At 69.4% G+C, this 26,286-nt stretch carries 28 protein-coding genes and 1 tRNA gene; 10 read left to right on the forward strand and 19 right to left on the reverse strand.

Annotated elements, in window-relative coordinates; all coding sequences use genetic code 11:
* Window positions 1-43 precede the first annotated feature (43 nt).
* Window positions 44-511, forward strand: a complete 468-nt coding sequence (gene bcp, locus ACZ55A_RS29655) for a thioredoxin-dependent thiol peroxidase (RefSeq protein WP_468846349.1) — start codon at window positions 44-46, stop codon at window positions 509-511.
* On the opposite strand, the gene ACZ55A_RS29660 is transcribed toward bcp, so the two are convergent.
* Together ACZ55A_RS29660 and ACZ55A_RS29665 are read right to left on the reverse strand one after the other, a co-directional pair.
* On the reverse strand, window positions 492-1,766 hold the full coding sequence (locus ACZ55A_RS29660) for a sensor histidine kinase (RefSeq protein WP_468846351.1): 1,275 nt from the start codon (window positions 1,764-1,766) through the stop codon (window positions 492-494). The genes bcp and ACZ55A_RS29660 overlap by 20 nt on opposite strands.
* Complete coding sequence (locus ACZ55A_RS29665) at window positions 1,766-2,272, reverse strand: hypothetical protein (protein ID WP_468846354.1); 507 nt, start codon at window positions 2,270-2,272, stop codon at window positions 1,766-1,768. The genes ACZ55A_RS29660 and ACZ55A_RS29665 overlap by 1 nt, the downstream gene beginning before the upstream one ends.
* Window positions 2,273-2,589: 317 nt before the next feature.
* Here ACZ55A_RS29665 and ACZ55A_RS29670 point away from each other — a divergent pair, with 317 nt between their 5' ends.
* The 4 genes from ACZ55A_RS29670 (at window position 2,590) to ACZ55A_RS29685 (ending at window position 5,702) form a co-directional block, all read left to right on the forward strand.
* Window positions 2,590-4,128: an MFS transporter gene (locus ACZ55A_RS29670; protein WP_468846356.1), complete on the forward strand. Its 1,539-nt coding sequence runs from the start codon at window positions 2,590-2,592 to the stop codon at window positions 4,126-4,128.
* A gap of 107 nt (window positions 4,129-4,235) precedes the next feature.
* Complete coding sequence (locus ACZ55A_RS29675) at window positions 4,236-4,889, forward strand: HNH endonuclease (RefSeq protein WP_468846359.1); 654 nt, start codon at window positions 4,236-4,238, stop codon at window positions 4,887-4,889.
* 8 nt (window positions 4,890-4,897) lie between these two features.
* Complete coding sequence (locus tag ACZ55A_RS29680; RefSeq protein ID WP_468846362.1) at window positions 4,898-5,608, forward strand: HNH endonuclease signature motif containing protein; 711 nt, start codon at window positions 4,898-4,900, stop codon at window positions 5,606-5,608.
* Between the two features lie 10 nt (window positions 5,609-5,618).
* Window positions 5,619-5,702: transfer RNA gene (locus ACZ55A_RS29685), tRNA-Leu, on the forward strand.
* Window positions 5,703-5,766: 64 nt separating this feature from the next.
* Here the strand turns inward: ACZ55A_RS29685 and rdgB are convergent.
* The 5 genes from rdgB to ACZ55A_RS29710 form a co-directional block, all read right to left on the reverse strand.
* The gene (rdgB, locus tag ACZ55A_RS29690) at window positions 5,767-6,402 is read right to left on the reverse strand and encodes an RdgB/HAM1 family non-canonical purine NTP pyrophosphatase (protein WP_468846365.1); all 636 of its coding nucleotides are present in this window, start codon (window positions 6,400-6,402) and stop codon (window positions 5,767-5,769) included.
* 27 nt (window positions 6,403-6,429) lie between these two features.
* Entirely contained in the window at window positions 6,430-6,837 is a 408-nt protein-coding gene (locus tag ACZ55A_RS29695; protein WP_468846367.1) for a hypothetical protein, read from the reverse strand.
* A gap of 159 nt (window positions 6,838-6,996) precedes the next feature.
* On the reverse strand, window positions 6,997-7,143 hold the full coding sequence (locus ACZ55A_RS29700) for an SCO1431 family membrane protein (protein ID WP_468846369.1): 147 nt from the start codon (window positions 7,141-7,143) through the stop codon (window positions 6,997-6,999).
* 138 nt (window positions 7,144-7,281) lie between these two features.
* Complete coding sequence (gene rph / locus ACZ55A_RS29705) at window positions 7,282-8,013, reverse strand: ribonuclease PH (RefSeq protein ID WP_468846372.1); 732 nt, start codon at window positions 8,011-8,013, stop codon at window positions 7,282-7,284.
* Between the two features lie 118 nt (window positions 8,014-8,131).
* Window positions 8,132-8,365, reverse strand: a complete 234-nt coding sequence (locus ACZ55A_RS29710) for a PTS sugar transporter subunit IIB (RefSeq protein WP_467603300.1) — start codon at window positions 8,363-8,365, stop codon at window positions 8,132-8,134.
* Window positions 8,366-8,615: 250 nt separating this feature from the next.
* On the opposite strand from ACZ55A_RS29710, the gene ACZ55A_RS29715 reads away from it, so the two are divergent.
* Together ACZ55A_RS29715 and ACZ55A_RS29720 are read left to right on the forward strand one after the other, a co-directional pair.
* The gene (locus tag ACZ55A_RS29715) at window positions 8,616-9,926 is read left to right on the forward strand and encodes a PTS transporter subunit EIIC (RefSeq protein WP_468846375.1); all 1,311 of its coding nucleotides are present in this window, start codon (window positions 8,616-8,618) and stop codon (window positions 9,924-9,926) included.
* Between the two features lie 281 nt (window positions 9,927-10,207).
* Window positions 10,208-11,461 (forward strand): PTS transporter subunit EIIC, encoded by a 1,254-nt coding sequence (locus ACZ55A_RS29720; protein WP_468846377.1) that lies wholly within the window; start codon window positions 10,208-10,210, stop codon window positions 11,459-11,461.
* Window positions 11,462-11,541: 80 nt separating this feature from the next.
* Here ACZ55A_RS29720 and ACZ55A_RS29725 read toward each other — a convergent pair whose 3' ends face one another.
* From ACZ55A_RS29725 to clpS, 8 genes are all read right to left on the reverse strand, one after another.
* A complete protein-coding gene (locus ACZ55A_RS29725; RefSeq protein WP_468846379.1) occupies window positions 11,542-12,294 on the reverse strand; it encodes an MBL fold metallo-hydrolase in 753 nt (250 codons plus the stop codon).
* A gap of 383 nt (window positions 12,295-12,677) precedes the next feature.
* Window positions 12,678-13,628, reverse strand: coding sequence for a PLP-dependent cysteine synthase family protein (locus ACZ55A_RS29730; RefSeq protein ID WP_468846381.1), 951 nt, complete (start codon window positions 13,626-13,628; stop codon window positions 12,678-12,680).
* Between the two features lie 3 nt (window positions 13,629-13,631).
* Window positions 13,632-13,910 (reverse strand): MoaD/ThiS family protein, encoded by a 279-nt coding sequence (locus tag ACZ55A_RS29735; protein ID WP_468846384.1) that lies wholly within the window; start codon window positions 13,908-13,910, stop codon window positions 13,632-13,634.
* 141 nt (window positions 13,911-14,051) lie between these two features.
* The gene (locus ACZ55A_RS29740; RefSeq protein WP_468846386.1) at window positions 14,052-14,231 is read right to left on the reverse strand and encodes a putative leader peptide; all 180 of its coding nucleotides are present in this window, start codon (window positions 14,229-14,231) and stop codon (window positions 14,052-14,054) included.
* A 151-nt stretch (window positions 14,232-14,382) separates the two neighbouring features.
* Window positions 14,383-14,808, reverse strand: coding sequence for a M67 family metallopeptidase (locus ACZ55A_RS29745; RefSeq protein ID WP_468846388.1), 426 nt, complete (start codon window positions 14,806-14,808; stop codon window positions 14,383-14,385).
* A gap of 136 nt (window positions 14,809-14,944) precedes the next feature.
* On the reverse strand, window positions 14,945-16,375 hold the full coding sequence (locus ACZ55A_RS29750; RefSeq protein ID WP_468846391.1) for an amino acid permease: 1,431 nt from the start codon (window positions 16,373-16,375) through the stop codon (window positions 14,945-14,947).
* 344 nt (window positions 16,376-16,719) lie between these two features.
* Window positions 16,720-17,313, reverse strand: coding sequence for a DUF2017 domain-containing protein (locus ACZ55A_RS29755; protein ID WP_468846394.1), 594 nt, complete (start codon window positions 17,311-17,313; stop codon window positions 16,720-16,722).
* Window positions 17,310-17,663 carry an ATP-dependent Clp protease adapter ClpS gene (gene clpS / locus ACZ55A_RS29760; RefSeq protein ID WP_468846397.1) on the reverse strand — a complete coding sequence of 118 codons (354 nt, stop codon included), beginning with the start codon at window positions 17,661-17,663 and terminating at the stop codon, window positions 17,310-17,312. Before clpS ends, ACZ55A_RS29755 begins: the two co-directional genes overlap by 4 nt.
* Before the next feature lie 151 nt (window positions 17,664-17,814).
* On the opposite strand from clpS, the gene ACZ55A_RS29765 reads away from it, so the two are divergent.
* Both ACZ55A_RS29765 and ACZ55A_RS29770 read left to right on the forward strand, forming a co-directional pair.
* The gene (locus ACZ55A_RS29765) at window positions 17,815-19,143 is read left to right on the forward strand and encodes a nicotinate phosphoribosyltransferase (RefSeq protein ID WP_468846400.1); all 1,329 of its coding nucleotides are present in this window, start codon (window positions 17,815-17,817) and stop codon (window positions 19,141-19,143) included.
* A gap of 406 nt (window positions 19,144-19,549) precedes the next feature.
* Entirely contained in the window at window positions 19,550-20,146 is a 597-nt protein-coding gene (locus ACZ55A_RS29770) for an isochorismatase family protein (protein ID WP_468846403.1), read from the forward strand.
* An 8-nt stretch (window positions 20,147-20,154) separates the two neighbouring features.
* Here ACZ55A_RS29770 and ACZ55A_RS29775 read toward each other — a convergent pair whose 3' ends face one another.
* The gene (locus ACZ55A_RS29775) at window positions 20,155-20,574 is read right to left on the reverse strand and encodes a hypothetical protein (protein ID WP_468846640.1); all 420 of its coding nucleotides are present in this window, start codon (window positions 20,572-20,574) and stop codon (window positions 20,155-20,157) included.
* A gap of 123 nt (window positions 20,575-20,697) precedes the next feature.
* Window positions 20,698-23,088 (reverse strand): immune inhibitor A domain-containing protein, encoded by a 2,391-nt coding sequence (locus ACZ55A_RS29780; protein WP_468846406.1) that lies wholly within the window; start codon window positions 23,086-23,088, stop codon window positions 20,698-20,700.
* A gap of 385 nt (window positions 23,089-23,473) precedes the next feature.
* Here ACZ55A_RS29780 and ACZ55A_RS29785 point away from each other — a divergent pair, with 385 nt between their 5' ends.
* Window positions 23,474-23,830 (forward strand): hypothetical protein, encoded by a 357-nt coding sequence (locus ACZ55A_RS29785; protein ID WP_468846408.1) that lies wholly within the window; start codon window positions 23,474-23,476, stop codon window positions 23,828-23,830.
* Here ACZ55A_RS29785 and ACZ55A_RS29790 read toward each other — a convergent pair.
* Window positions 23,822-24,559 (reverse strand): RDD family protein, encoded by a 738-nt coding sequence (locus ACZ55A_RS29790; RefSeq protein WP_468846411.1) that lies wholly within the window; start codon window positions 24,557-24,559, stop codon window positions 23,822-23,824. The two genes, ACZ55A_RS29785 and ACZ55A_RS29790, sit on opposite strands and share 9 nt — an antisense overlap.
* 76 nt (window positions 24,560-24,635) lie before the next feature.
* Window positions 24,636-26,237 (reverse strand): RDD family protein, encoded by a 1,602-nt coding sequence (locus ACZ55A_RS29795; RefSeq protein ID WP_468846413.1) that lies wholly within the window; start codon window positions 26,235-26,237, stop codon window positions 24,636-24,638.
* Window positions 26,238-26,286 lie beyond the last annotated feature (49 nt).

Consider the following 26,286-nt stretch of genomic DNA (forward strand, 5'->3'; position numbering starts at 1 on the left):
CCACGTAATGTCGGGGGCGTACGGATCCACGTAGAGGAGAGTCATGAGCGCGCGACTGCAGCCCGGCGAGACCGCCCCCGCCTTCACCCTGTCCGACGCGGACGGCAAGCAGGTCTCGCTCGCCGACCACAAGGGCCGCAAGGTCATCGTCTACTTCTACCCCGCCGCCCTGACCCCCGGCTGCACCAAGCAGGCCTGCGACTTCACCGACAACCTCGACTTCCTGGCCGGCCACGGCTACGACGTCATCGGCATCTCCCCCGACAAGCCGGAGAAGCTCGCCAAGTTCCGCGAGAAGGAAGACCTCAAGGTCACCCTCCTCGGCGACCCCGACAAGACGGTCCTGGAGGCCTACGGCGCCTTCGGCGAGAAGAAGCTCTACGGCAAGACCGTCACCGGCGTCATCCGCTCCACCGTCATCGTCGACGAGGACGGCAAGGTCGAGCGCGCCCTCTACAACGTCAAGGCCACCGGCCACGTCGCCAAGATCATCAAGGACCTGGGGCTGTAGCCGCGAGACCGGGCAGCGCCCGGTCCGGCAGCTCCAGCACCGCTTCGGCGCCGCCCCCCTCGGCGGCGCCGAAGTCCAGCCGCGCCCCCAGCACCTCCGCCTGGCCCGCCGCGATCGTCAGCCCCAGACCGTGCCCGGTACCCCGCTCCGGCGCCGCCGTACGGAACCGCCGCGGACCCTCCGCGCACAACTCCGCCGGATACCCCGGCCCGTGATCGCGCACCACGATCCGCGACCCGGCCACCACCACCTCGATCGGCGGCTTACCGTGCTTGGCCGCGTTCGCCAGCAGATTCACCAGCACCCGCTCCACCCGGCGCCGGTCCGTCTCCACGATCCGCGGCTCCCCCTCGACGGAGACGGACACCTCGTCCACCCCACGCTGCCGCGCCGCCCGCTGCACGATCCCGCGCACCAGCGACGGCAGCTCACACGCGTCCAGATCCGCCCGCTCCACACCCGCGTCCAGCCGCGACACCTCCAGCAGATCCTCCACGAGCCGGCGCATCGCCTGCGCCCGGTCCCGCACCATCTCCACCGCCCGCGGCTGCGGCAACAGCTCCGCCGCCGCCACCAGCCCGGCCACCGGCGTCCGCAGCTCATGCGCCACATCGGCGGTGAACTCGCGCTCCGCCTCCACCCGCGCCGCCAGCGACGTCGCCATGTGATGCACACTGCGGCCCAACTCGGCCACCTCGTCCCGGCCGTTGCTCGCCAGCGCATCCGCGTCCGGCGGCGCACCCGCCGCGATCCGCCGCGCCGCCGCCGCACTCAGCCGCAGCCGCCGCGACAGCCGCTGCGCCACGAACCACGACACCACCGCCATCAGCGCCACCGTGCCGCACCCGGCGATCACCAGCGCCCGGTCCAGCGCCCCCTGCGTCGGATCATCGTCCGGATACGGCGCCGACACCGACAACGACCGCGTCGGAGCGCTCCCGTCACCTTCACCGACCCCGGTCGCCGCCCACACCCGCGGATCGTCACCGCCGCTGACATACGTCCCCGAGCGGTTCTTGAACACCGCCTCGCGCAACGGCAACGGCAACGCCGCATCGTCCAGCTGCGCACCCAGCGCCAGCGTGCCGTCCCGCTCGTAGATCTGGAGCGCCGCACTCAACCGGTCGTCCTGGTACGCCCGGGCCGAACGGTCCCGCTCCGAACTCGCTATGTGGTGCACGGAAAACCCGAGCACCACCACGGCCAGCGCCGTCACACAGGAAATGGCCAGGGCGATCCGGCCTCGAATGCCCATCACGCGAGGTTGTACATCTCCGTCGTGTCCCCGAGCGGCGTCGAGCCCTCGTACGTCACCTCGAGCCCGGTGAACGCCAGCCCACCGTCGACGGGCTTCGGCCCGTAGAGCCGGAAGGTCGCCGGGAACCCGGAATCCGTCCCGACCCCCGCCGTGGTCTTCTCCACCTGCACCACACCCACCCCCAGCGCATCCCGCGCACCATACTTCTTCCAGGTGATCGCGGTCGCCACCATCCCCGCATCGGCGCAGGTCAGCGTAATCACCTGAGGCTTGACCTCCGGCGCACCGATCCCGCAGTCCCGCACCCCCGGCAGACCCCCCGACTGCTTGGCGCCGGTCTTCACGCCCTGCACCGCCGAGGTCTTGGGCGCCGCATCCACCGCCGACGCGCGGTCCGACGACTGGCTGAACCACACCCCGCCGGCCGCCAGCACCGTCACCACGACGAAGGCCACCAGCGCGGTACGGCCCCGAACCCAGCGGGACCATTCGCGGTCGGTCATCACGATCTCCTCCCGGGGACCACACCCCGTACCCCCCAGCAAACACGAATGCCACGCCCGGCCCTGACACTCTCCCGCCCCTGCCACACAGGCTGATTGCCCGAGTACTGCGGTGACCGCGCGGCTGTGTACCAGTCCTGTAACAAGCCCTGCGCCACCCCTGGCGGGTCGCCCCCCGCCATGGTCCGTACGGCGCACCCGGAAATGACGTACCCCGCGATATTCGGCCAGATTGGTTTGGTTCGCGCTCGACCGCGCAGGCGTACCTGTCGTATCCCACCGCGCAGCACGCGCCGACCGACCGAGAGGACCGCCCAGTGCCGAACGGCAGCACCGAAGCCGACCTCGCACCTGACCAGGACCGCGAAGCGCTCAAGCGCCACCGGGCGCTCTTCCGTGCCGTCGCCCGGCGCAAGAACCCACGACTCCGCCGCACCGACATCACCGTCACCGACGAACGCGTCGTCAAACGCGCCGTGAAGGCCGCGGCCCTCGGCAACGCCATGGAATGGTTCGACTTCGGGATCTACAGCTATCTCGCGGTCACCATCGGCAACGTCTTCTTCCCCGGCGGCAGCGACACCACCAGCCTGCTCTCCTCCTTCGCCACCTTCGCCGTCGCCTTCCTCGTACGCCCCCTCGGCGGCGCCTACTTCGGCCCCCTCGGCGACCGCGTCGGCCGCAAGAAGGTCCTCGCCCTCACCATGATCCTGATGGCGCTGGGCACCTTCTGCATCGGCCTGATCCCCTCCTACGCCGCCATCGGCTTCTGGTCCCCCGTCCTCCTCATCGCCTTCCGCCTCGTCCAGGGCTTCTCCACCGGCGGCGAATACGGCGGCGCCTCGACCTTCATCGCCGAATACGCCCCCGACAAGAAGCGCGGATTCTTCGGCAGCTTCCTCGAACTGGGCACCCTCATCGGCTACACGGGCGCCGCCGGCATCGTCCTGCTCCTCAACACGGCCCTCGGCGACACCACCATGGAGGCCTGGGGCTGGCGCCTCCCCTTCCTCATCGCAGGACCCCTCGGCCTCGTCGGCCTCTACCTGCGGATCAAGCTCGACGAGACCCCCGCCTTCCAGAAGTTCGAGGCCGCCCACACCCACAGCGCCACCGGCTCCGTCGTCGAGTCCGAAGCAGAGTTCTCCCACCTCTCCGAGAACGCCCCGAAGAAGAAACTGAGCGAGATCTTCGCCCAGCAGTGGCCCACCCTCATCCTCTGCATCGCCCTGGTCGGCGCCTACAACATCACCGACTACATGCTGCTGTCGTACATGCCGACATACCTGACGGACACCCTCCACTACGAGGAGTCCCACGGCCTGCTGATCCTCCTCGGCACCATGTTCGTGCTCATGTGCCTCCTCAGCACCGTCGGCAGACTCAACGACCGCTACGGCCGCAAGCCCCTGCTGATGACCGGCATGCTCGGCTTCTTCCTCCTCGCGATCCCCGCCTTCCTCCTCGTCAAACAGGGCTCCCTGCCCGCCGTCTGCACCGGCATGGCCCTCCTCGGCCTCTCCCTGGTCTGCCTCCTGGGCACCATGTCCGCCGCCCTCCCCGCCCTCTTCCCCACCAACGTCCGCTACGGCTCCCTCTCCATCGGCTACAACCTCGCCGTCTCCCTCTTCGGCGGCACCACCCCCCTGGTGATCACCGCCCTCATGGGCGCCTTCCACAAGGACGTCATGGTCCCCGCCTACTACACGATGGGCGCCGCCCTCGTCGGCGTCCTCGCCGTCGCCTGCATGAAGGAAACCGCCCAACAGCCCCTGGAAGGCTCCCCACCCTCCGTGGCCACCAAGGAAGAAGCGGTAGAACTCATCACCGCCCAAACCCAGGAACCCCGCTTCTGAGCCACGCCCCGACCGACCTCGCCCCGCACCGCGTAACCGCCCCCACGTTCGATCGTTGTTCCGTTCGAGAGAGTGCCGGGGCCGTCCCGGTGCTGGGGGAGGCGAGCATGCCGGTGAGTCCGTACACGCGGGAGCGACTGGTGGCCGCGGCGTCGTCGTCGCGGACGCTGTCGGAGGCGTTGGTGAAGCTGGGGGTGGAGCCGAAGGGGGCGAGGCGGAACTACCTCCGGGAGCGGATGAAGAGGCTTGGGGTGGACACGTCGCACTTCGAGCGAGAGGGGACCAAATGGACGAAGGAGATCCTTGAACCGGTGGTCGCCGTATCAACGAGCGTGAACGAAGTCGTACGCCGACTCGGGCTCGACTGCGTAGGTGGCCACCAGACCAACATCGCGCGGCGCATCAGGACTTACGGGATCGACACCTCGCACTTTCGGCTGCCTACCCAGCGAGGCAAGCCCTGGCGTCGCCTGACACCTGAGGCTCTGCTGGTCGAGCAGCCGGCCGCGCAGGCCCGGCGCATCCCGAGCGACCGCCTCAAGCGGGCAATGGTGGCTTTGGGCATCCCTGAACGATGTGCACGCTGCGGGACGGATGCGGCCTGGCGAGGACATCCGCTGCCGCTCGAGGTCGACCACATCGACGGCAACTGGCGAGACAATCGCATCGACAACCTGCGGTTACTCTGCCCCAACTGCCACTCGACGACGGACACTTACCGCGGGCGAGGCAAGGGACGCACCAGGGGTGGCGTCGCATGAGGCGCGGTGTGCAGTACACCCGCGAGCGGTTGAGCGAAGCTGCCGCGCAGTGTTCCGACATCGACGAGGTCATCGCGTTCCTGGGCACCCAGCCGCACGGCGAGCTCCGGCGCTATCTGTTCGGGCGCTTCGAGCACTTCGGGATCGACGTCTCCCACATTCCACGTCACAGGCGGACGAACAGGGCACCCGCCAAGCCGGCCGCCGAGGAGCTACGCCGCGCGGTACAGGAGGCGACATCCATCGCCGGCGCTCTCCGCGCGCTCGGGAAGGAACCGTACAGCAGGCGCTTGCGCGCTCTGTTCCGGACATGGGTGGCTCAGGACGGTCTCGACATCTCCCATTTCCTGGGGCAGGCGCATCAGCGTGGCAAGCCGGGCGTAGTTCCTGCCAAGCGCCCCGAGGACATCTTGGTCGTGCACGACGGGAAGTGCCGGACGCGAACCCGTCTGCTCCGTCGAGCACTCCGCGAAGTCGGCGTACCCGAGGAGTGCGCCGTGTGCGGTGTCGGTCCTGAATGGCTCGGGAAGCCCATGACCCTTGAGGTCGACCACATCAATGGGGACTGGCACAACGACCGACGCGACAACCTCCGGTTGCTGTGCCCCAACTGTCATGCGATCACAGCTACTTGGTGTCGCGGCGGCCGCCGGCCCAGACGCGACCGCAAGGACCGCCGGCCCATACCCGACCGTACGATCGCCGGGCCGGTACGATGACTGGTGGCTGGCGGCCGTGGCGGAATTGGCCTACGCGCAGCACTTAGGATGCTGTGGGAGAAATCCCTTGAGGGTTCGAATCCCTCCGGCCGCACAGGCTTACGGCCTGCGAATCGAAGATTACGGTTCGCAGGCCGTTTCTGTGCGCGCGGGCCGGCTCAGCCCAGCAACTCCCGCAGCACCGGCGCCAGCGCCCGGAACGCCTTGCCGCGGTGGCTGATGGCGTTCTTCTCGGCGGGGGTGAGTTCGGCGCAGGTGCGGGTGTCGCCGAGGGGCTGGAGGATCGGGTCGTAGCCGAAGCCGCCGGTGCCGGTGGGGGTGTGGCGGAGGGTGCCTTCGAGGGTGCCTTCGACGACGCGTTGGGTGCCGTCGGGGAGGGCGAGGGCGGCGGCGCAGGTGAAATGGGCGGTGCGGTGGGCGTCGGCGATGTCGGCGAGCTGGGCCAGGAGGAGGGTGAGGTTGGCCTGGTCGTTGCCGTGGGTGCCGGCCCAGCGGGCGGAGAAGATGCCGGGTGCGCCGCCGAGGACGTCGACACAGAGGCCGGAGTCGTCGGCGACGGCGGGGTGGCCGGTGGCCTTGGCGAGGGCGTGGGCCTTGAGGAGGGCGTTCTCCGCGAAGGTGACGCCGGTTTCCTTGACGTCGGGGACGTCGGGGTAGGCGTCGGCCCCGACGAGGTCGATGTCGAGGCCGGCCGCTTCGAGGATGGCGCGGAGTTCGCTGATCTTGCCGGCGTTGCGGGTGGCGAGGATGAGGCGGCGGGGGGTTGCGTGGCGTCCGCCGGTTTGTGGCTGCATGGGAGGTGATTATCCCGGGTGGGCCGGCTACCCGGGTGTGCAGATCTTGGTCATCTCGCCGGCCCCGTCGACGATCGGCTGGATGTCGGGGGCCTTGTTGTTCTTGATGGCCTTGCGGGCGTCCTTGAGGCCGTTGTTGGTCTTGTCGATGGCCTTGGACAGTTCGGGGTCGCTGGCCTCGCTGCTGAGCTTCTTGAGGTTGCTGTCGATGTTGTCGAGGGCTTCCTCGGTCTTCTCCGGGTCGATGAGGGCGTTGTCCGCGGCCTGCTGGAGTTTGTCGACGGCGTTGACGACGGAGGTGGCGGTCTTGGCGCAGTCCATGGCCTTCTGGACCGCTCCGCAGCCGGAGAGCAGGGGTATGGCGAGGGTGGCGACGGCTAACGCGGCGAGTGCGGGGGCGGCGGGGCGGCGCGTGAGGCGGGTGCGGGGGGCCATGGGGGCGTTCCTTCCGTTGGGTCATGCGTGGGCAAAGGAAGAAACGCGGTGTGGGGGTGTTTTGGTTGCCCGGAGGGCGGGATCACGGGCGGGGTTCGGACAGGGGTGAGCGGAGGCCGGTCCGGTGGCGGTGCGGGTGGGTGCTGTCCGGACGGGCGGTCAGAGGAGGCCGGTCTGGGTGAGCAGCATGGCGAGGAGGACGACGAGGGTCCAGCCGGCGAGGTGTTCCAGGAGGGTGGAGGGGTCCTGGGGCCCGCCGGTGCGGGCGCGGGTGCGGGGTGCGGTGGCGGCGGTGGTCGTGGGCATGGGTCCACGGTGCGCGGGTGGGGGCTGGGTTTTCCAGGGGTGGCCGCGCTCTGAGAAAAGGGTCACAGGGGGAGGCGGGGGGCGGGCTCGGTGTGGTGTCCCGTTTCCCCGGCTCTCCCCCTGTGGTGGTGCGGGTGTTCAGAGGGTGCGGGCGAGTGCGGCTCGCTGGGCCTCGTCGAGTTCGGCGCAGCCGGCGACGGCGAGGTCGAGGAGGGCGTTGAGTTCGTCGCGGGCGAAGGGTTCGGCTTCGGCGGTGCCCTGGACCTCGACGAAGCGGCCGTCGCCGGTGCAGACGACGTTCATGTCGGTTTCGGCGCGGACGTCTTCCTCGTAGCAGAGGTCGAGGAGGGGGGTGCCGTCGACGATGCCGACGCTGATGGCGGAGACGGTGCCGGTGAGGGGCTGGCGGCCGTGGCGGATGAGCTTTTTGGTCTTGGCCCAGGTGATGGCGTCGGCGAGGGCGACGTAGGCGCCGGTGATGGCGGCGGTGCGGGTGCCGCCGTCGGCCTGGAGGACGTCGCAGTCGAGGACGATGGTGTTCTCGCCGAGGGCCTTGTAGTCGATGACGGCGCGCAGTGAGCGGCCGATGAGGCGGCTGATTTCGTGGGTGCGGCCGCCGATCTTGCCGCGTACGGATTCGCGGTCGCCGCGGGTGTTGGTGGAGCGGGGCAGCATCGAGTATTCGGCGGTGACCCAGCCTTCGCCGGTGCCCTTGCGCCAGCGCGGTACGCCTTCGGTGACGGAGGCGGTGCAGAAGACTTTGGTGTCGCCGAAGGAGATGAGGACGGAGCCTTCGGCGTGCTTGCTCCAGCCGCGTTCGATGGTGACCGGGCGGAGCTGTTCGGGGGTGCGGCCGTCGATGCGAGACATGGCGTAGACCCTATCGCCGAACGGCGAGGGCCCCGCTCCGGGCGGTGGATCGTCCGGGGCGGGGCCTTCGCGGGGTGAGCGGTGAGCGGCCGGTGGCCGGCTCGTCGGGCTCAGTTGCTCACATCATGTCTTCGATCTCGGCGGCGATGGGGTCGGCGTCGGTGCCGATGACGACCTGGATCGCGGTGCCCATCTTGACGACGCCGTGGGCGCCGGCGGCCTTGAGGGCGGCCTCGTCGACCAGGGAGGCGTCCGCGACTTCGGTGCGGAGGCGGGTGATGCAGCCCTCGACCTCTTCGATGTTGTCGAGTCCGCCGAGCCCGGCGACGATCTTCTCAGCCTTGCTGGCCATGTCCACTCCTGCTTGTCTCGGCCGCCGGCGGTTGAGCCGGGCGGTTTTCACACCGTAACCCACGTTCAGCCCAACTATGTGGGCGTTTGTCCGCTGCCTGGCGAAGGATGGCGATCACCAGGAGCGCGATCACCGCGGTGCGCAGCGGACGGCCGGAAAGGGCGCCCGGTGCGCACCAAGTGGTCTACACCACCAGTATGCGGCACGCATCGGGTCGGCTGTCGACGGGCCGACTGCCGGGAGGACGCAGATGAGTTCGGACGCAGCGGCGGCACCGAGGAAGAGCTGGGCGTCGGATCTCTTCCAGCGGTTGCAGAAGATGGGGCGCAGTCTCCAGCTGCCGATTGCCGTCCTGCCCGCTGCGGGGATTCTCAACCGTCTCGGCCAGCCGGATGTGTTCGGCAAGGACGGGCTGGGCTGGGATGCGGTGGCCAAGGTGTTCGCGGCGGCGGGCGGGGCGCTGCTGGATTCGGGGCTGGGGCTGCCGCTGCTGTTCTGCATCGGTGTGGCGATCGGGATGGCGAAGAAGGCGGACGGTTCGACGGCGCTGGCCGCGGTGGCCGGATTTCTGGTCTATTTCTCGGTGCTGCACGCGTTCCCGGAGGGCTGCGGCCCGGGGCAGACGTTTACCCAGGCGGGGCTGTGGGGCGGGGTCTGTGTGGACAGGGCGGCGACGGCGACGCCGGCGTTGTTCCAGAATCCCGGGGTTTTCGGCGGCATCGTGATGGGTTTTCTCTCCGCCTGGCTCTGGCAGCGTTTTCACCGGGTGAAGCTGGTGGACTGGCTGGGGTTCTTCAACGGCCGCCGGCTCGTGCCGATCATCATGGCGTTCGTCGGGCTGGCCTTCGCGGTGGTGTGTCTGTTCGTGTGGCAGCCGATCGGTGATGCGCTGACGAGTTTCAGTGAGTGGCTGTCGGGGCTGGGTGCGTGGGGTTCGGGGATTTTCGGGGTGGCGAACCGTGCGCTGCTGGTGGTGGGGCTGCATCAGTTCCTGAACGTGTTCGTCTGGTTCCAGTTCGGCAGTTTCACGAAGCCGGACGGCACGGTCGTCCATGGCGACATCACCCGGTTCTTCGCGGGCGATCCGCATGCCGGTCAGTTCACCACCGGGTTCTTCCCGATCATGATGTTTGCGCTGCCGGCCGCGGCGCTGGCGATTGCGCACTGTGCCCGGCCGCATCGCCGCAAGGAGATCGCGGGCATGATGCTGTCGGTCGGCCTGACCTCGTTCGTGACCGGCGTGACCGAGCCCATCGAGTATTCGTTCCTGTTCGTCGCGCCGCTGCTGTACGTCCTGCATGCGCTGCTGACGGGTGTGTCGATGACGGTGAGCTGGGCGCTGGGGGTGCACGACAGCTTCAGCTTCTCGGCGGGTCTGATCGACTACGTCATCAACTGGGGCCTGGCGACGAAGCCCTGGCTGATCATTCCCATCGGTCTGTGTTTCGCGGCGGTCTACTACGCGGTCTTCCGTTTCGCCATCACGAAATTCAATCTCCAGACGCCCGGACGTGAGCCGGATGAGGTGGGGGATGCGATGGAGCGGGAGAACGTGAAGTAGTCCGGCGGATACGCGGGGCCTCGGAAAGGCCCTCCTGAAGGGCTCCCGCGGCCCCCTCTCACCGGCCCCCACCTGGCCTTTTGTGCCGCGCACGACGGCCTGCGCGTCCTGCGCCCCGGGGGCCGGTCGCCATGTGGTCCACACCACTTGGAAGAATGGATTCCTTTATGCCAGGACTACATGCTAAGAATGGTCTAAACCACTAGTGGTGTAGACCAAGGTGTAGACCAACCAGCGGGCCGTCCCCCCTTCCGAGCGCCCGCCTCACCAGGAGGAATCCGATGAGTTCGGCTACCGCCACAAAGGCGGCACCCGCGAAAAAGCGGGGCTCCGGCCTTTTCCAGGGCCTGCAGAAGATCGGCCGCAGCCTCCAGCTGCCGATCGCCGTACTGCCCGCCGCGGGCATCCTCAACCGCCTCGGCCAGCCGGACGTCTTCGGTGAGAAGGGCCTGGGCTGGGTCGACGTCAGCAAGGTCTTCGCCGCGGCCGGCGGCGCGGTCTTCGACAATCTGCCGCTGCTGTTCTGCATAGGCGTCGCCATCGGCTTCGCGAAGAAGTCCGACGGCTCGACGGCGCTCGCCGCGCTGGTCGGTTTCCTGGTCTACAGCAATGTCCTCAAGGCCTTCCCGGTCACCGAGGGCCACATCGAGGACGGCAAGTGGGTCGAGCCGGTCCTCAACAACCCCGGCGTCCTCGGCGGCATCATCATGGGCCTGCTCTCCGCGGTCCTGTGGCAGCGCTACCACCGCAAGAAGCTGGTCGACTGGCTGGGCTTCTTCAACGGCCGCCGGCTGGTCCCGATCATCATGGCGTTCGTCGGCACCGCCGTCGGCGTGCTCTTCCTGCTCATCTGGGAGCCTGTCGGCGAAGCCATCTCCAGCTTCGGCGAGTGGATGACCGGCCTGGGCGCCGTCGGATCCGGCCTGTTCGGCCTGATCAACCGCGCGCTGCTGCCCATCGGTATGCACCAGTTCGTCAACACCGTCTCGTGGTTCCAGCTCGGTGACTTCACCGACGCCGCGGGCAAGGTCGCGCACGGCGACATCGGCCGCTTCTTCGCCGGCGACCCCTCCGCCGGACAGTTCATGTCCGGCTTCTTCCCGATCATGATGTTCGGCCTGCCGGCCGCCGCGCTGGCCATCGCGCACGCCGCCCGCCCCGAGCGCCGCAAGGCCGTCCTGGGCATGATGATCTCGCTCGCGCTGACCTCGTTCGTCTGCGGAATCACCGAGCCGATCGAGTTCTCGTTCATGTTCATCGCGCCGGTGCTCTACGCGATCCACGCGGTGCTGACCGCCGTCTCGATGGCCCTGACCTGGGCGCTCGGCGTGCACGACGGCTTCACCTTCTCGGCCGGCTTCATCGACTACGCGCTGAACTGGAACCTCGCCACCAAGCCCTGGATGATCATCCCGATCGGTCTGGCCTTCGCGGCGGTCTACTACACGCTGTTCCGCTTCGCGATCTCCAAGTTCAACCTCACCACCCCGGGCCGGGAGCCCGAGGAGGAGATCGAGGACCTCACCAAGGCCTGACCGCCCGGCCCCTGACAGCCACAGGGCCCCGGAACCGCTCACCGGTTCCGGGGCCCTGTGCCGTCCGTGCGGCGGCCGGCTCAGATCTCGTAGACCGCGCCCGCCTTGGCGACCTCGACCGGGCCGTCGTAGACCTTCTGCGCGTCGCGGATGTTGATGTCCGGGTCGGTCCACGGCGGGATGTGGGTCAGCACCAGACGGCCGACACCGGCCCGGCGGGCCTGCTCACCGGCCTCCCGGCCATTGAGGTGGAGGTCCGGGATGTCCTCCTTGCCGTAGGTGAAGGACGCCTCGCACAGGAAGAAGTCGGTACCGGCCGCCAGGGTGTGCAGCGCCTCGCAGGGGCCGGTGTCGCCGGAGTACGTCAGCGAGCTGCCGTTGTGCTCGATCCGGAAGCCGAAGGCCTCGACGGGGTGGCTGACCCGCTCCGTACGGATGGTGAACGGCCCGATGGTGAAGGTGCCCGGCTCCAGCGTGCGGAAGTCGAAGACCTCGCTCATCGCGCCGTCGTGCGGCAGGTCGGCGTGCGCGACGGTCAGCCGGCGCTCGGTGCCGGCCGGCCCGTAGACCGGCATCGGTGCGCAGCGGCCGCCGTCCGGGCGGTAGTAGCGCACCACGAAGTAGCCGCACAGGTCGATGCAGTGGTCGGCGTGCAGATGCGACAGGAGTACGGCATCGAGGTCATAGAGGCCGGAGTGACGCTGTAGCTCACCGAGGGCGCCATTGCCCATGTCGAGGAGCAGCCTGAAGCCGTCGGCCTCGAGGAGGTAGCTCGAGCAGGCCGATTCCACGGAGGGGAACGACCCCGAGCAACCGACGACAGTGAGCTTCATACGGGCGTGAACCTCCGTGGGCGGGGACGGCGGGCCGGGGGATCTCCCCTGCTCGAACCCGGCTGAGAGCTTGGGGAAGGCTCCATGCGGGCTTCCCGGCGGGGCCTTGCCGGGTCGGTACCGGGTCCTTGGCGTCTGTGCGGTGCCCACGAGCGTAAGACGCAAAAGGGCGTGTGGCTCCTCCGGCGGGGCGAGCTGTGGGCGGAATCACCAGTCCGGGCTGACGCCCCGTACGACCGTACGACGCGGGGGCCACCGTCCTTTATTCCGACGCACCCACGCCGTCGTGGCTGACTTCGATCGCCCCGGAAATGCACTGCGGGGGTGCCCCAGCAGTCGCTGCGACACCCCCGGGCCCATCGGGTCCACCCGCCGACCGGCGGCTACGCCCAGAGCTGGCCCTGAAGGGTGGCGATGGCGGCCTCCGTCGACTCGGCGGTGTAGACGCCGGTGGAGAGGTACTTCCAGCCACCGTCCGCGACGATGAAGACGATGTCGGCGCTCTGCCCCGCCTTGACCGCCTTCTTGCCCACGCCGATCGCGGCGTGCAGCGCCGCGCCGGTGGAGATGCCCGCGAAGATGCCTTCCTCGGCGAGGAGTTCGCGGGTGCGGCGGACCGCGTCCTCGGAGCCGACCGAGAAGCGGGTGGTGAGCACGGACTCGTCGTAGAGCTCGGGGATGAAGCCCTCGTCGAGGTTGCGCAGGCCGTAGACCACGTCGTCGTAGCGCGGTTCGGCGGCGACGATCTGCACGCCGGGGACCTGCTCGCGCAGATAGCGGCCGACGCCCATCAGGGTGCCGGTGGTGCCCAGACCGGCCACGAAGTGGGTGACGGACGGGAGGTCGGCGAGGATCTCGGGGCCAGTGGTGGCGTAGTGCGCACCGGCGTTGTCGGGGTTCCCGTACTGGTAGAGCATCACCCAGTCGGGGTGCTCGGCGGCGTACTCCTTGGCGACCCGTACGGCGGTGTTGGAGCCGCCGGCCGCGGGCGAGGAGATGATCTCCGCGCCCCACATGGCCAGCAGCTCACGCCGCTCGGACGAGGTGTTCTCCGGCATGACGCACACCATGCGGTAGCCCTTGAGCTTGGCCGCCATGGCGAGCGAGATGCCGGTGTTGCCGCTGGTCGGCTCGAGGATCGTGCAGCCGGGGGTGAGCCGGCCGTCCTTCTCGGCCTGTTCGATCATGTGCAGCGCGGGACGGTCCTTGACCGAGCCCGTGGGGTTACGGTCCTCCAGCTTCGCCCAGATGCGGACGTCGTCGGAGGGCGAGAGGCGCGGGAGGCGGACGAGGGGGGTGTTCCCGACCGCCGCCAGCGGGGAGTCGTAACGCACGTCTCAGGCCATTCCGCCGGCGACGGCCGGGAGGATCGTGACGCTGTCGCCGTCGGCCAGCTTGGTGGAGATGCCTTCCAGGAAGCGGACGTCCTCGTCGTTGAGGTAGACGTTCACGAAGCGGCGCAGCTGGTCGCCGTCGACGAGGCGCTCGCGGATGCCGGTGTGCCGGCTGTCCAGGTCGGTGAAGAGGTCGGCGAGGGTGTCTCCGCTGCCCTCGACGGCCTTCTGGCCGTCGGTGTACGTGCGCAGGATGGTCGGGATTCGGACCTCGATGGCCATGGGGAGTGCTCCTGTCGGAGGTGAGTGCGGTGGCGGGGCTGATGCGTCCCGGGGCACGGCGCTACGGCGTGCCGGGCGGGCGTCGGGTGACGCGGAGGGTGCGGGCGCCGGCGGCCTGCGGCGCGCGCCTGGGCGGGCCGGTCAGGCGGCGGCGCAGCGCGGACAGATGGCGCTGGAAAGGCGGCACAGATCCACGTGCAGCCGTGCGGCTCCGCAGCCGAACGCGCCCAGCAGGGCAGATGCGGAGCGACGCGTGGCGAGCGGAGCGAGCAGCAGCATGCCCGGTCCCTTCTGGCTCTCGCTCACGTCGTGGTCAACCATGCGGTCATCGTAGCGATTCCCGGTCCGGGTATTGGAACCTCGTCCCATCATGCGGACGCCCGGTGTACGACAGGTGGGACGCGATCTTCGGAGGCCTTCCAGGAGCGGGCCAGAAGGGCTTCGGAAGTGCGCCGGAAGTGCCTCAGGAGACTCAGGAGTACTCCGCGACGACCTCGACGTCCTCCTCGGTGACCTGGCCGTCGACGATCCGGAAGGAGCGGAACTGGAAGGGGCCGGCGTCGTCGGTGTCGGCGGTGGAGACCAGGACGTAGTGGGCGCCGGGCTCGTTCGCGTAGGAGATGTCGGTGCGCGAGGGGTAGGCCTCGGTCGCGGTGTGCGAGTGGTAGATGATCACCGGCTCCTCGTCCCGGTCGTCCATCTCGCGGTAGAGCTTGAGCAGGTCCTGGGAGTCGAATTCGTAGAACGTGGGCGAGCGGGCGGCGTTGAGCATCGGGATGAACCGCTCGGGGCGGCCGCTGCCGGCCGGGCCCGCGACCATGCCGCAGGCCTCGTCGGGGTGGTCCTGGCGGGAGTGCTCGACGATCTGGTCGTAGAGGGCCTTGGTGAGGGTCAGCATGGCGCCAAGGATAAGAGGGGGTGCGCGAAGCGCTCGGTTGAGGGTTGGTGGCGGGCGACGGGTGGGCAGACAGCGCGGGCCCGTCCGTACCGAAAGGTGGTACGGACGGGCCCGCATGCTGGACAGCGTGGGTGGCTCAGTCCTGCTTCGTCAGGACCTTCGCCGCATCCCGCCGCTTGATGCACAGGTAGCCCACGCCCAGGATGAGCGCCCACACGGGCGCCGCGTAGAGCGAGATCCGGGCATCCTTGTCGACGCCCATCATCACGATCACCATGCCGATGAAGGCCAGCGCGAAGATCGAGGTGTACGGGGCGCCGGGGGCCTTGAACTCGGACTGCGGCAGCTCACCGCGGTTGGCCTTGGCCCGGTAGCGCAGCTGCGAGGCGAGGATGACGATCCAGGCCCACATACCGGAGATGGTGGCGAAGGAGACGACGTAGTTGAACGCCTCGCCGGGCCACTGGTAGTTGATGTAGACGCCGAACAGCATCATCGCGACCGAGACGCCGGTGCCCCAGGTGGGCAGGCCGTTCTTGCTGAGCTTGGTGAAGAACTTCGGGCCCTGGCCGTTGAGCGCGAGGTCGCGCAGCATCCGGCCGGTGGAGTACATACCGGAGTTGGCCGAGGAGAGCGCGGCGGTCAGCACGACGAAGTTGACGATGCCCGCGCCGGCCGGCAGGCCGATCTTCTGGAAGGCGGCGACGAAGGGGCTCACACCCGGCTCGAAGACCGTCCAGCTGACGACGGACAGGATGATGATGAGCGCGCCGATGTAGAAGAGGCCGATCCGCCACGGCACGGTGTTGATCGCCTGGGGCAGGACCTTCTTCGGGTTGTTCGCCTCGCCCGCGGTGACGCCGACCAGCTCGACGGCGAGGAAGGCGAACATCACGATCTGGAGCGTCATCAGCGTGCCGCCGATGCCCTTGGGGAAGAAACCGCCGTGGGACCACAGGTTGGTGAAGGAGGCGGTGTCACCGGCGTCGGAGAAGCCGAAGGTGATCACGCCGAGGCCGATCAGGATCATGCCGATGATCGCGGTGACCTTGACCATCGAGAACCAGAATTCCAGCTCACCGAAGATCTTCACGGAGATCAGGTTGATACCGAAGAGCGCACACGTGAAGACGAGTGCCGAGGCCCATTGCGGTATGTCCTTGTTCCAGTACTGGACATAGGTGGCCGCCGCCGTCACTTCGGTGATACCGGTGACGACCCAGAAGAGCCAGTACGTCCAGCCGGTCACAAAGCCGATGAACGGGCCGAGGAATTCCCTGCCGTACTCCGAGAAGGAGCCGGAAACGGGCCGGTACATGAGCAGTTCGCCCAGGGCCCGCATGATGAAGAAGATGACCAGACCGACGATGGCGTAGGCCAGGATGATGCTCGGCCCGGCCATGGAGATGGCCTTCCCCGCCCCGAGGAACAGGCCGGTACCGATGGCGCCACCAATGGCGATCATCTGGATCTGGCGGTTTCCCAGACCCCGCTGGTAGCCCTCTTCGGGGGCGGTTCCAGCGGCCTCGTTGCCGTCGTGCTGCTTGTCGACCTGCACAGAGGTCATGTGTGGTGCGCCTTTCTCCATACCGACCCGGTCTGTCCGGATCGGGTCCCGATCCCCCCGGATGGAGTCCTGCACGCCGACGGTCGGCCGGCTAAGCGCTCCCGCAGCGACAGGGGTGGTGTCACTCACGGCAGATCTTGAACATTTAACACGGGCCGTTCCTTGATCGCCTAGGAATGATGTAGGTCACACCCTCAGGAAATCAGGACAAAGGCCTCAAAGATCAGCACAATGCATGGGTTGGTGTGACGCGATCGTTATCCGGATTTGAGCGTCCGCTGAGCGAACGCCGGCTGAACATTCCATGCCGTCAATCCGGACAGATCGCCCGGACATATCCGGATTCAGCCCATCAGGCACTCGACAAGGGTCTCCTGGAGCCCGCCGAGCCAGAGGTAGGCCATCACCATCGGCTTGCGCGGATCGCTGTCCGGCAGCCGCAGCAGTTCACCGCCGTCGTCCTCGTCGGTGACCTCCAGACGGGTGCCGATGGCCAGCCTGAGGTCGTTGAGGGCACCCAGCCACTGGCGGCACTCGTCGGGGTTCAGCCGCAGTACGGCGTCCCCGCCGGCCGGCGAGAGGGTATCCAGCGCACGGATCAGCGCGAGCGCGTCCTCACGCTTACGGGAACGCAGATCGTTCTCGGTGTAGCGGCGGAACTCCGCGGAGGCGGCCCGCACGTCGTCGTCGGGGACGAGGTCGGGACCGCCGTAGGCGTCGGGGAAGAGACGGGCCAGGACCGGATCGGCGGGCGGCTCGCTGGGGCCGTCGTTGAAGACCGACGCCAGCAGATCGTCCCCCTCCTTCCCGCCGGCCTCCTCGCCCGGCCCCATCAGCTCCATCAGCTGGACGGCGAGGCTGCGCAGGATGGAGATCTCGACCTCGTCGAGCGGTACCGCGGCGCCGCCGTCGGGCAGCGGCTCGAAGTGGCCGGTCATCGGCGGTCCTGCTGGAGGGTCGCCCAGAGGCCGTAGCCGTGCATGGCCTGCACGTCCCGCTCCATTTCCTCGCGGCTGCCGCTGGATACCACCGCGCGGCCCTTGTGATGGACGTCGAGCATCAGCTGGTGCGCCTTGTCCTTGGAGTAACCGAAGTACGTCTGGAAGACATAGGAGACGTAGCTCATCAGGTTGACGGGGTCGTTGTGGACGATCGTGACCCACGGGACGTCGGGTTCAGGGACCTCGAAGGGTGCCTCGCTCGACTCGGGACGCTCGATCTCGACCGGGACACTGAGCGTGCAGCGGTACGGCCGGAGCGTGATGGTGGGTGACGGATGGGCGCTCACACGCCCCATGCTGCCACCCGGGGGCGGCAGGTGCACAAATGCCCCTCGCGCAGGCCGCGTCGGCGCGCCGCGCACTCCGCCCGCGAGGGGGTCCCTGGCCCCGTGGACCACTATCGTCAAAGTGACGAGTATCGGGGGTAGCATCTTCCTCATGAACACAGCAGACCTGGGGCTGCCGGTGGCCGTGCCGTCGACTGCGCTCTTCACCGACCAGTACGAACTCACCATGCTTCAGGCCGCGTTGCGGTCCGGCACCGCGGACCGGCGCTCGGTCTTCGAGGTCTTCACCCGCCGGCTGCCCGAGGGCCGCCGCTACGGCGTGGTGGCCGGCACCGGCCGGGTGCTGGACGCGGTGGAGAACTTCCGCTTCGACGAGACGATCCTCGGCTTCCTGCGTGAACGCGGCATCCTCGACGGGTCGACGCTCGACTGGCTGGCCGACTACCGCTTCCGCGGCGACATCTGGGGCTACCCCGAGGGCGAGGTCTACTTCCCCGGTTCACCCGTCATGCGGGTCGAGGGCACCTTCGCCGAGGCGGTCCTGCTGGAGACGGTGATCCTCTCGATCCTCAACCACGACTCGGCGGTGGCCGCGGCCGCCTCCCGGATGGCGGTGGCGGCGGGCGAGCGCCCCCTGATGGAGATGGGCGCCCGCCGCACCCACGAACTCTCGGCGGTCGCCGCGGCCCGCGCCGCGTACGTCGGCGGCTTCCACTCCACCTCCGACCTGGCCGCCGGCTTCCGCTACAACATCCCCACCGTCGGCACCAGCGCGCACGCCTTCACCCTGCTGCACGACAGCGAACGCGACGCCTTCACCGCCCAGGTCGACACCCTCGGCAGCGGTACGACCCTGCTCGTGGACACCTTCGACGTCACCGAAGCGGTGCGCGCCGCGGTCGAGGTGGCCGGGCCGGGCCTGGGTGCCGTACGGATCGACTCCGGCGATCTGCTGCTGATCGCCCACCGGGTGCGCCAGCAGCTCGACGAGCTGGGCGCCACCAAGACCAAGATCGTGGTGACCAGCGATCTCGACGAGTACGCCATCGCCTCACTGGCCGCCGCGCCGGTGGACGCGTACGGGGTCGGCACCCAGCTGGTGACCGGCAGCGGGCACCCCACCTGCTCGATGGTCTACAAGCTGGTCGCCCGGGCCGACAGCGACGGGCCGGGCGCGCCGCTACACCCGGTCGCGAAGAAGTCGATGGGCGCCAAGACCTCGACCGGCGGCCGCAAGTGGGCCGCCCGCCGGCTCGACGAGCACGGCGTCGCGGAGGCCGAGGTCGTCGGCACCGGTCCGGTCCCGGCGGAGCTGGACGACCAGCAGCTCCAGGTGCCGCTGGTGAGCGCCGGCATGATCGTGGCCCGGGAGCCGCTGGACGCCGCACGGGAGAGGCACATCGCCGCGCGCGCCGGCCTGCCACTGTCGGCGACCCAGCTCTCGCGCGGGGAGCCGGTACTGGCGACCGAGTACGTCTGAGGCCTGCGGCGGCGGGGCGCGGGGGCGGGCGGGGCGGTTACGCCGGGCGGAGCGGGCTGTGGGGTTCGGCGGGGCGGCTGCGGGCCCGCTTCCGGGGCGCCGTCCGAGCCTCCCCGGGGTGCCTCGGGCCGCGTTCCTCATGTTTCGGCAACGATTACGGAGAGTGATAAGTTCCTTGAGGTTATCACTCTCCGCAGTCTCTGTGGAGAGAGTGGAGAGAGCGGTGGAGCACTCCCGCGGCGCTCCGCCAGTGGCTACCCTCGGTCACACCAGTACTCGTCAGACCAGCAATCGTCGGATCAGCACTCGCCACGCCAGCACTTGCCAGACCAGCACTCGTCGGACCAGCAGTCGTCGGACCACCGTTCCGCGCCCCTCTCCCGTTCCCAGCCGGAAGGCACGCACCATGCACCGGGCATTGATCGTCGTTGATGTGCAGAACGACTTCTGTGAGGGCGGCAGCCTCGCGGTGGCGGGGGGTGCGGATGTCGCCGCGGCCATCACCGATCTGATCGGGCAGGCGGCCGGCGGGGGCTACCGCTATGTCGTGGCCACCCGGGACCACCATGTCGACCCGGGTGAGCACTTCTCCGCCACGCCGGACTACCGGGACTCCTGGCCGGCGCACTGTGTGGCCGGCACGGAGGGCAGCAGCTTCCACCCCAATTTCGCCCCCGCGCTCGCCTCCGGCGCGATCGACGCGGTCTTCTCCAAGGGCGCCTACACCGCCGCGTACAGCGGTTTCGAGGGTACGGACGAGAACGGCACCCCGCTCGCGGAGTGGCTGCGCGAGCACGGCGTCACCGAGGTCGATGTGGTCGGCATCGCCACCGACCACTGCGTACGGGCCACCGCGCTCGATGCCCTCGCCGAGGGGCTGCGCACCCACGTCCTGCTGGACCTGACGGCCGGGGTGGCCGCCGGCAGCACCGAGCGGGCGCTCGAGGAGCTGCGGGCGGCCGGGGCCGAGCTGACCGGCAAGCCGGTGCTTGCCAGCGGCTGACGGGCGCGTCAGGCGGCGCGTTCGCCGCCGGTGACCGGCCCGTCGGTCAGGGCCGGGCGGACCGGCTCGTCCACGGGTACCGGGCCGACCGGATGGACGGGACGTGGCCGCCACAGCGCCCGTATGGGGTGCCAGGACTCCGTGTCGTCGTCGGGGGTCTCGCGCCAGACCAGGCCGTCCGGGTGGTGGAGGACGGCGGTGATCTCGTCCGGGGTGGGCGGCTCACTGTTGCCGCGGAGGTAGACGGAGCGCAGGCCGAGGTTGCGCAGCCTGGTCAGGGCGCGCTGGCGGTTGACGGCGTGCACCAGGATCCGGACCCGGCAGCCGCAGTCGTACGGGCCGGACCGCGGGCCGTGGGGCGGTCTGGGTAGCGAGAGGGCGACCACCACGCTTCCGCCAGGAAGCCTGATGAAGCCGCCACGGGTCATGGTCATTTCTCCCCCGTGAGACTTGGCGTCAACAAGGAACTGCAAGACGCATCTAAACGCCAATCGGCCGCCGCCCGCTAGTGGGCAACGACCGATCGGCGTTTGACCTGCGATCTTTATCTTTTACTTACCGGCGGGGCCGACCTTGATCGTCACCGTGGAGCCGTCCCGGGCCTCCTTGGTGATCTTGATCCGGGTGTTGGTGTCAGGAACGATCACAGCGCCGGTCGGGTTGGTCTTGTCGTAGTAGACGCCGTGCCGGTCGTCGAAGAGCGTCACGCCCTTCTTCGACGTGATCGTCACCGGCTTGCCGTCCCGGTGGAGCGTGAGGGCGTCGGTCCGGAAGCGGGTGAAGGTCGAGTCGTAGGACTGGAAGCGGTTGCGCATCAGCTTGCCGTCGGCCCAGTGCTCGGCCTTGGGGTGCGCGTCGACCGGGAGGATCTGCCCGTGGCCCGGGTGCAGGCCGACGTTGTTGTCCGGCTGCGAGGTGTCCCACAGCCAGATCAGCACGCCGTTCTGGTACGGGAAGTGCTCCACCCACTGCGGCTTGGCGGTGGTCCAGCCGAAGTTGTACGGGCCGACCTTGAGGGTCTTGTCGTACGACACGTACTGGCGGTTCTCGGCGATGTAGTACTGCGGGTAGTCCTTGGTGAAGGACGCACCGATGCGCGAGAAGCCCTTGCTGGTCCAGCCGTTGTCGTCGCCCTCGGCGTTGTCGCTGAACAGCGGCTTGCCGTCGGCGGTCACGCTGACGGTGTCGGCCGCGAAGCCCTTGCCGTTGGTGCCGCCGTCGGTCTGGTAGCGGAAGCGCAGGTCGATCTTCTTGCCCGCGTAGGCGTCCAGCGGGTAGGCGAGGTCCTGGTAGGCGGCGACGGTGCCGGTCAGGGCCGGCTTGTCGCTGCCGTCGCGCGGGATGGCCTTGCCGTTCGCGGTGCCGTCCAGGGCCGTCCAGTTGGCGCCGCCGTCGGTGGAGACCTCGGCGTAGAGGTAGTCGTAGTCCTTCTCGATGTCCCACCAGCCCTTGAGCGCCAGCGACGCCTTGGCCTTACCGGTGAGGTCCACCGGCCGGGACAGGGTGTTCTTCAGGTCGTCGCCCCTGCCGCCCCACCACTGCTTGGAGCCTTCCGCGGGCTGGACGATGTCGGTCTTGACCGCCTTGGCGGGCAGTTCGACGACCACCGCCTGCTTGTTCTTGGTGTTGTACTCGGCGACGCCCAGCTTGTGGGTCGACTTCTTCGCGGCCTTCGCCTTGCCGTAGTTGAGCCAGCCCAGCTGGAGCTTGTCCCAGGCGCTCATGTCGCCGGGCAGGTCACCGATGGTGTCCTTGCCCCTGCCGAGCCAGGATCCGCCCGACATCAGCGACCAGAAGTCCACCGAGGATTCGCCGGTGCCGGAGGTGTCGTACTCGTCCGGCAGCCCCAGGTCGTGGCCGTACTCGTGGGCGAAGACGCCGAGTCCGCCGTTCTCCGGCTGCATGGTGTAGTCGCCGATCCAGATGCCGGTGTCACCGATCTGGGTGCCGCCGGCCTTGTTGCTGCCGGGGCCGGTCTTGCCGGCGTCGGTGCCGTACGCGTACCAGCGGTGCGCCCAGAGGGCGTCGGTCTTCTGGACGCCGCCGCCCGCGGACTCGTCCTCACCGGCGTGCACGATCTGGAAGTGGTCGATGTAGCCGTCGGGCTCGTTGAAGTTGCCGTCGCCGTCGTGGTCGTAGCGGTCCCACAGGTCGTACTTGGCGAGGTCGGCCTTGATCTGGGCGTCGGTGCGGCCCTTGGCCTTCTGGTCCTTGGCCCACTGGTTGACGCCGTCGCGGATCAGGTCCCAGACGTTGTTGCAGTTGTGCTGGCCGCAGTAGTTGGAGCCGTAGCGGGCCTCGTTCGCGTCGACCTTGACCCAGTCGGAGACCTCGCCGGCGACCGAGTAGCGGCCGGAGGACTGCTTCTCGTAGTACTTGGCGAGCGACTGCTTCTTCTTGTCGTGCGAGAAGTAGAGGTCCTGGAAGTGCTGCCGGTTGAAGTCCTTCTGCCAGGCCGTGCTGTTGTCCTTGGCACGGTCCGGCTCGGCTATCTGGTTGTGCGCCGGGCCCGGCTCGCCCCCGTACTTCTTCACCGGCGGCTTGGGCCCGTCGCCGTCCGGGTCGAACATCGTGGTGTTGTCGACCTTGTCGCCGAAGTCCACGAGGATGGTGAAGATCTTGTCGGTCTTCTGCCGGGCCAGCTCGACGTACTTGCTCTTGCCGAGCTTGACGACCTTCGAGCCCCCCCGCTCGGTCGCCACTGCGTCGCCGGCGATGACCTGCTGGAGCGCTTCCTTGCGCTCGGCCGCCTGCCGGTCGCTGAACGGCCCCTTGAGGTCGTGGTCCACGGTCCGCTCAGGCGCCGGGTCCTGGCGCTTGGCTACCGGGGACGGTCCCTGGGGGTCGGCGGTCGCCACCCCTGAAGACAAAGCGGCCGCCCCGATCGCGGCGATCGCCGTGGCCAGGGCGGCCGGTCTGAACACGCGTCTGTGGTCTCTCACTTGGCGCTTCTCCCCTTCGAACGCGGTCACTGTTCGAGGGCATTCGACCGGAAGTACGGGGGAAAAGACAGATCTTGACTTGGCCACGTCAGCGAAGTACGTTGCTCGGTCCGCGGTTTGCAGCTGTCGGACGTGGGTAAGGAGGGGCTTTCGGCCACCGGCAGGGACCGGGCGTATATGCCCGCCGGGCATGCGCCCCCGCCTCGAACAGGCATGACGGCAGCGCGCGTTCGAACGCGCAACGAGGTTGTGCGCCCCCGTGCCTCCACCCCGTGGGTTAGGTCACGCTTACCCGGCATTCCGCCCGGGCACTAAGGACCGTAGGCTCGTGTGATGGCGCGCCCTTGACCACCCCCCTGCCGACCCCCCGAGGACGGATTCCGCCATGCCTCGTCCGACTGCCACCCAGCTCGCCTACGGTTCGGCCACCGTCTTTCTCTCCACCCTCGCGATGCTGCTGCTCTCGCAGACGCAGACCGGGATCGGGGTCGCGGTCATCGCCCTCGCCGGACTCGGACTCGGCCTGCTGGTCGCCATGACGGCCCCGATGCCGGGGGTCTCACGAGCGGTCCGCCGGCAAGCGGCGGGGGGCAGGTCGCCGGTCGTCCCTGCGGAGTTGAGGGCCGTGCCGTCGCCGGCGGCCACGCGCTCACCGGCCTCGCCGTACGACGGCATACCGCACCACCGCCTCACCGGGCGGGCCGCTGCCGCCGAGGCCCGGATCGGCGAGCACTCACGCTGAGGGGGACGCCCCCACAGGTCCCAGTTCCGTGGACACCACCACGGTCTTCGCCGCCTTGTCGTGCAGACACTGCTGATACGGCTTGTCCCAGGTGCACCACAGGACGTTGACCAGCCAGAAGATGGGGCCGCAGCACGGCACGATCTCCGGGAGGGTGTAGACCGCGGCCCGGATCCAGGCGGACTGGGCGGTCGGGATCGAGCCGTTGGCGAGCATCGCCACCCGGATCTTCATCGCCATCTTGCCGACGGTCTGGCCGCGGTTGGAGAGCATCAGCCCTTCGTAGATCAGGTAGGCCAGCATCGTCACGCCCGAGACCGTCGACTGCTTGCCGGCCTCGACGGTGCTGGTGCTGAAGTAGTCCACCCCGCCGACGATCAAGGTCATGATCACGGACACCGGCACACCGATGAGGATCGCGTCGATGATGCGTGCCACCAGCCGCCGGCCGCGGTTCGCCAGCGGCGGCATCCCGGCCAGCGGATCGGCCGCACCGTACTGCCCGCCGTAGGGATCGCCGGCATACGGGCCGGCTCCGTACGGCTCCTTTCCTCCGTAGGGCGGCGGCGTCCCGCCGGACGGCGGCGGGGGTGGCGGCGTGCCCCCAGGGGGCGGGGTGCCTCCGGGCGGGGTGCCTCCCGGGGGCGGCGCGCCTTCGCCACCGCCCGGGGCGCCGCCCTGCGGTGAGTTGTTACGACGGGAGCCGTTGCCGGGCTGCTCGGTACTCATGGGCCGAGTCGACCGCCTGTCACGGCCCGGCGCATCCGGCGACGTCCGTTCGGAGTACCGGCTGCCGCCCCGTGGGTCAGCCGGACGCCACGAACGTCCGCGCGAGCTTGTCGTGCCAGCACTGTCGCCACGGCCGGTCGAAGAGGCACCACACCACGTTCACCACACCGACGGCCAGCACACCGAGCACGCTGTAGAGGAACCAGCGCTTGAGAGCGGCGGCCAGCGTCGGGGTGTCATGGCTCTCGATGTCCAGGACCCGTACGCCGCACAGCTTCTTGCCGAGCGTGCGGCCCCACTTGAGGGTCGGCAGCGCCTCGTAGAGCGCGCCGCCGATCAGCAGGACGGCCAGCAGGGTGGCGAAGACCGGGGCCGTGGTGCCGTCGATCAGATAGACCGTCACCTGGCGGCCGGACTGCTTGGCCGCCTCGACCTTGTCGTCGAGGTGGTCGGTGACGGTGCTCCACATCGGCACGGCCGCCGCGGCGGTGACCGCGCCCAGCACCAGGGTGTCGATCAGCCGGGCCGCCAGTCTGCGGCCGAGCCCGGCCGGGTGGCCCTGGGCGGCCTGCGCGGCCGCGAAGAAGGGGTCCGCGGCGCTCGGCGGCTTCCAGGGGATGACGCCCTCGGCGGCGCCCTGCGGTGCGGCCGAAGCCGGCGCGGCACCGCCCTGCGCCGGGAAACCGGCCGCGGGGGCGGATGCCTGCTGAGAGGGGGCCTGCTGGGCGGGAGCCTGCTGGGCGGGAGCCTGCTGGGCGGGAGCCTGCTGAGCGGCGGGCTGCTGCGCCGGGGTCTGGGCCGGAGTCTGGGCCGGGGCCTGGTTCTGCGCGGCCGGGCGGCCCGGCTGCGGCCGGTCACCGACGGACGGCAGCGACTGCGGGGCGCTGCTGCCGGCGGGCGCGGCCGACTGCGCCCGGCCGGTGCCGGCAACCCGGAACGCCATGGTCTCGTTGGCCTTGGCGGGCGTGGCGGGCTGCTCCGCCTCGGCGGGCTGCTCGGCGTTCGGCCGTACCGCACGGATCGCCGTCGTGCCATGGTCGCCGGACTGGGGGCCACGGCGCGCCGCCGGATTGACGGCGCGGATGGCGACCGTCCCGTCCTTGGGGGCCTCGGGGCTGTGCGGGGCGGGCGTGGCCTGCGAGGACGTGGCGGACAGATCGCCGGATGCGGCACCGGCCCGGTCGTCGCGCTGCGGCGGCACCGCGCCCCAGGAGGGGGCGCCCGACGGTGTCCCCGCGGGTGCCTGGTCCGGCGAGCCCCAGGAGACCCGGCGGTCGGACTCGGCGAAGCCGCTCTGCCGGGCGGCGTCGGCCTGCCAGGCGGAGGCCGGTTCCGGGCTGCTGCCGTGCAGCCGGGACGGGTCGTCCCAGCTCACGGGCGCCTGCCGGGCCTCGACCGCACCGCTGTGGCGCACCGCGGGCAGCCCGGCGCCGCCGGCCGGCTCCTCCTCGTCCAGGAAGACCGGCCCGGTCTCCTCGACGGCGGGTACGGCGGGGGACGGCGGGGCCGCGCCGGGCGGCGGCGCGGGCATCGCCTCGCCCTCCGCGGGGGCGGGCCGGCTGGTGCCCGGCACCCATGCGGCACCGTTCCAGTACCGGATGTAGCCGGGGATGGACGGGTCCGGGTAGAAGCCTGGCGTGGGGCTACCGCCGGCGGATCCTGAGGTAGGGGCGCTCATGTCCGAAGTCCCGTATCTGTTCTCGGCCTGGTGGATGTGGGGTGCAGTC

This window comes from Streptomyces sp. NPDC034111 (genome assembly GCF_055575375.1).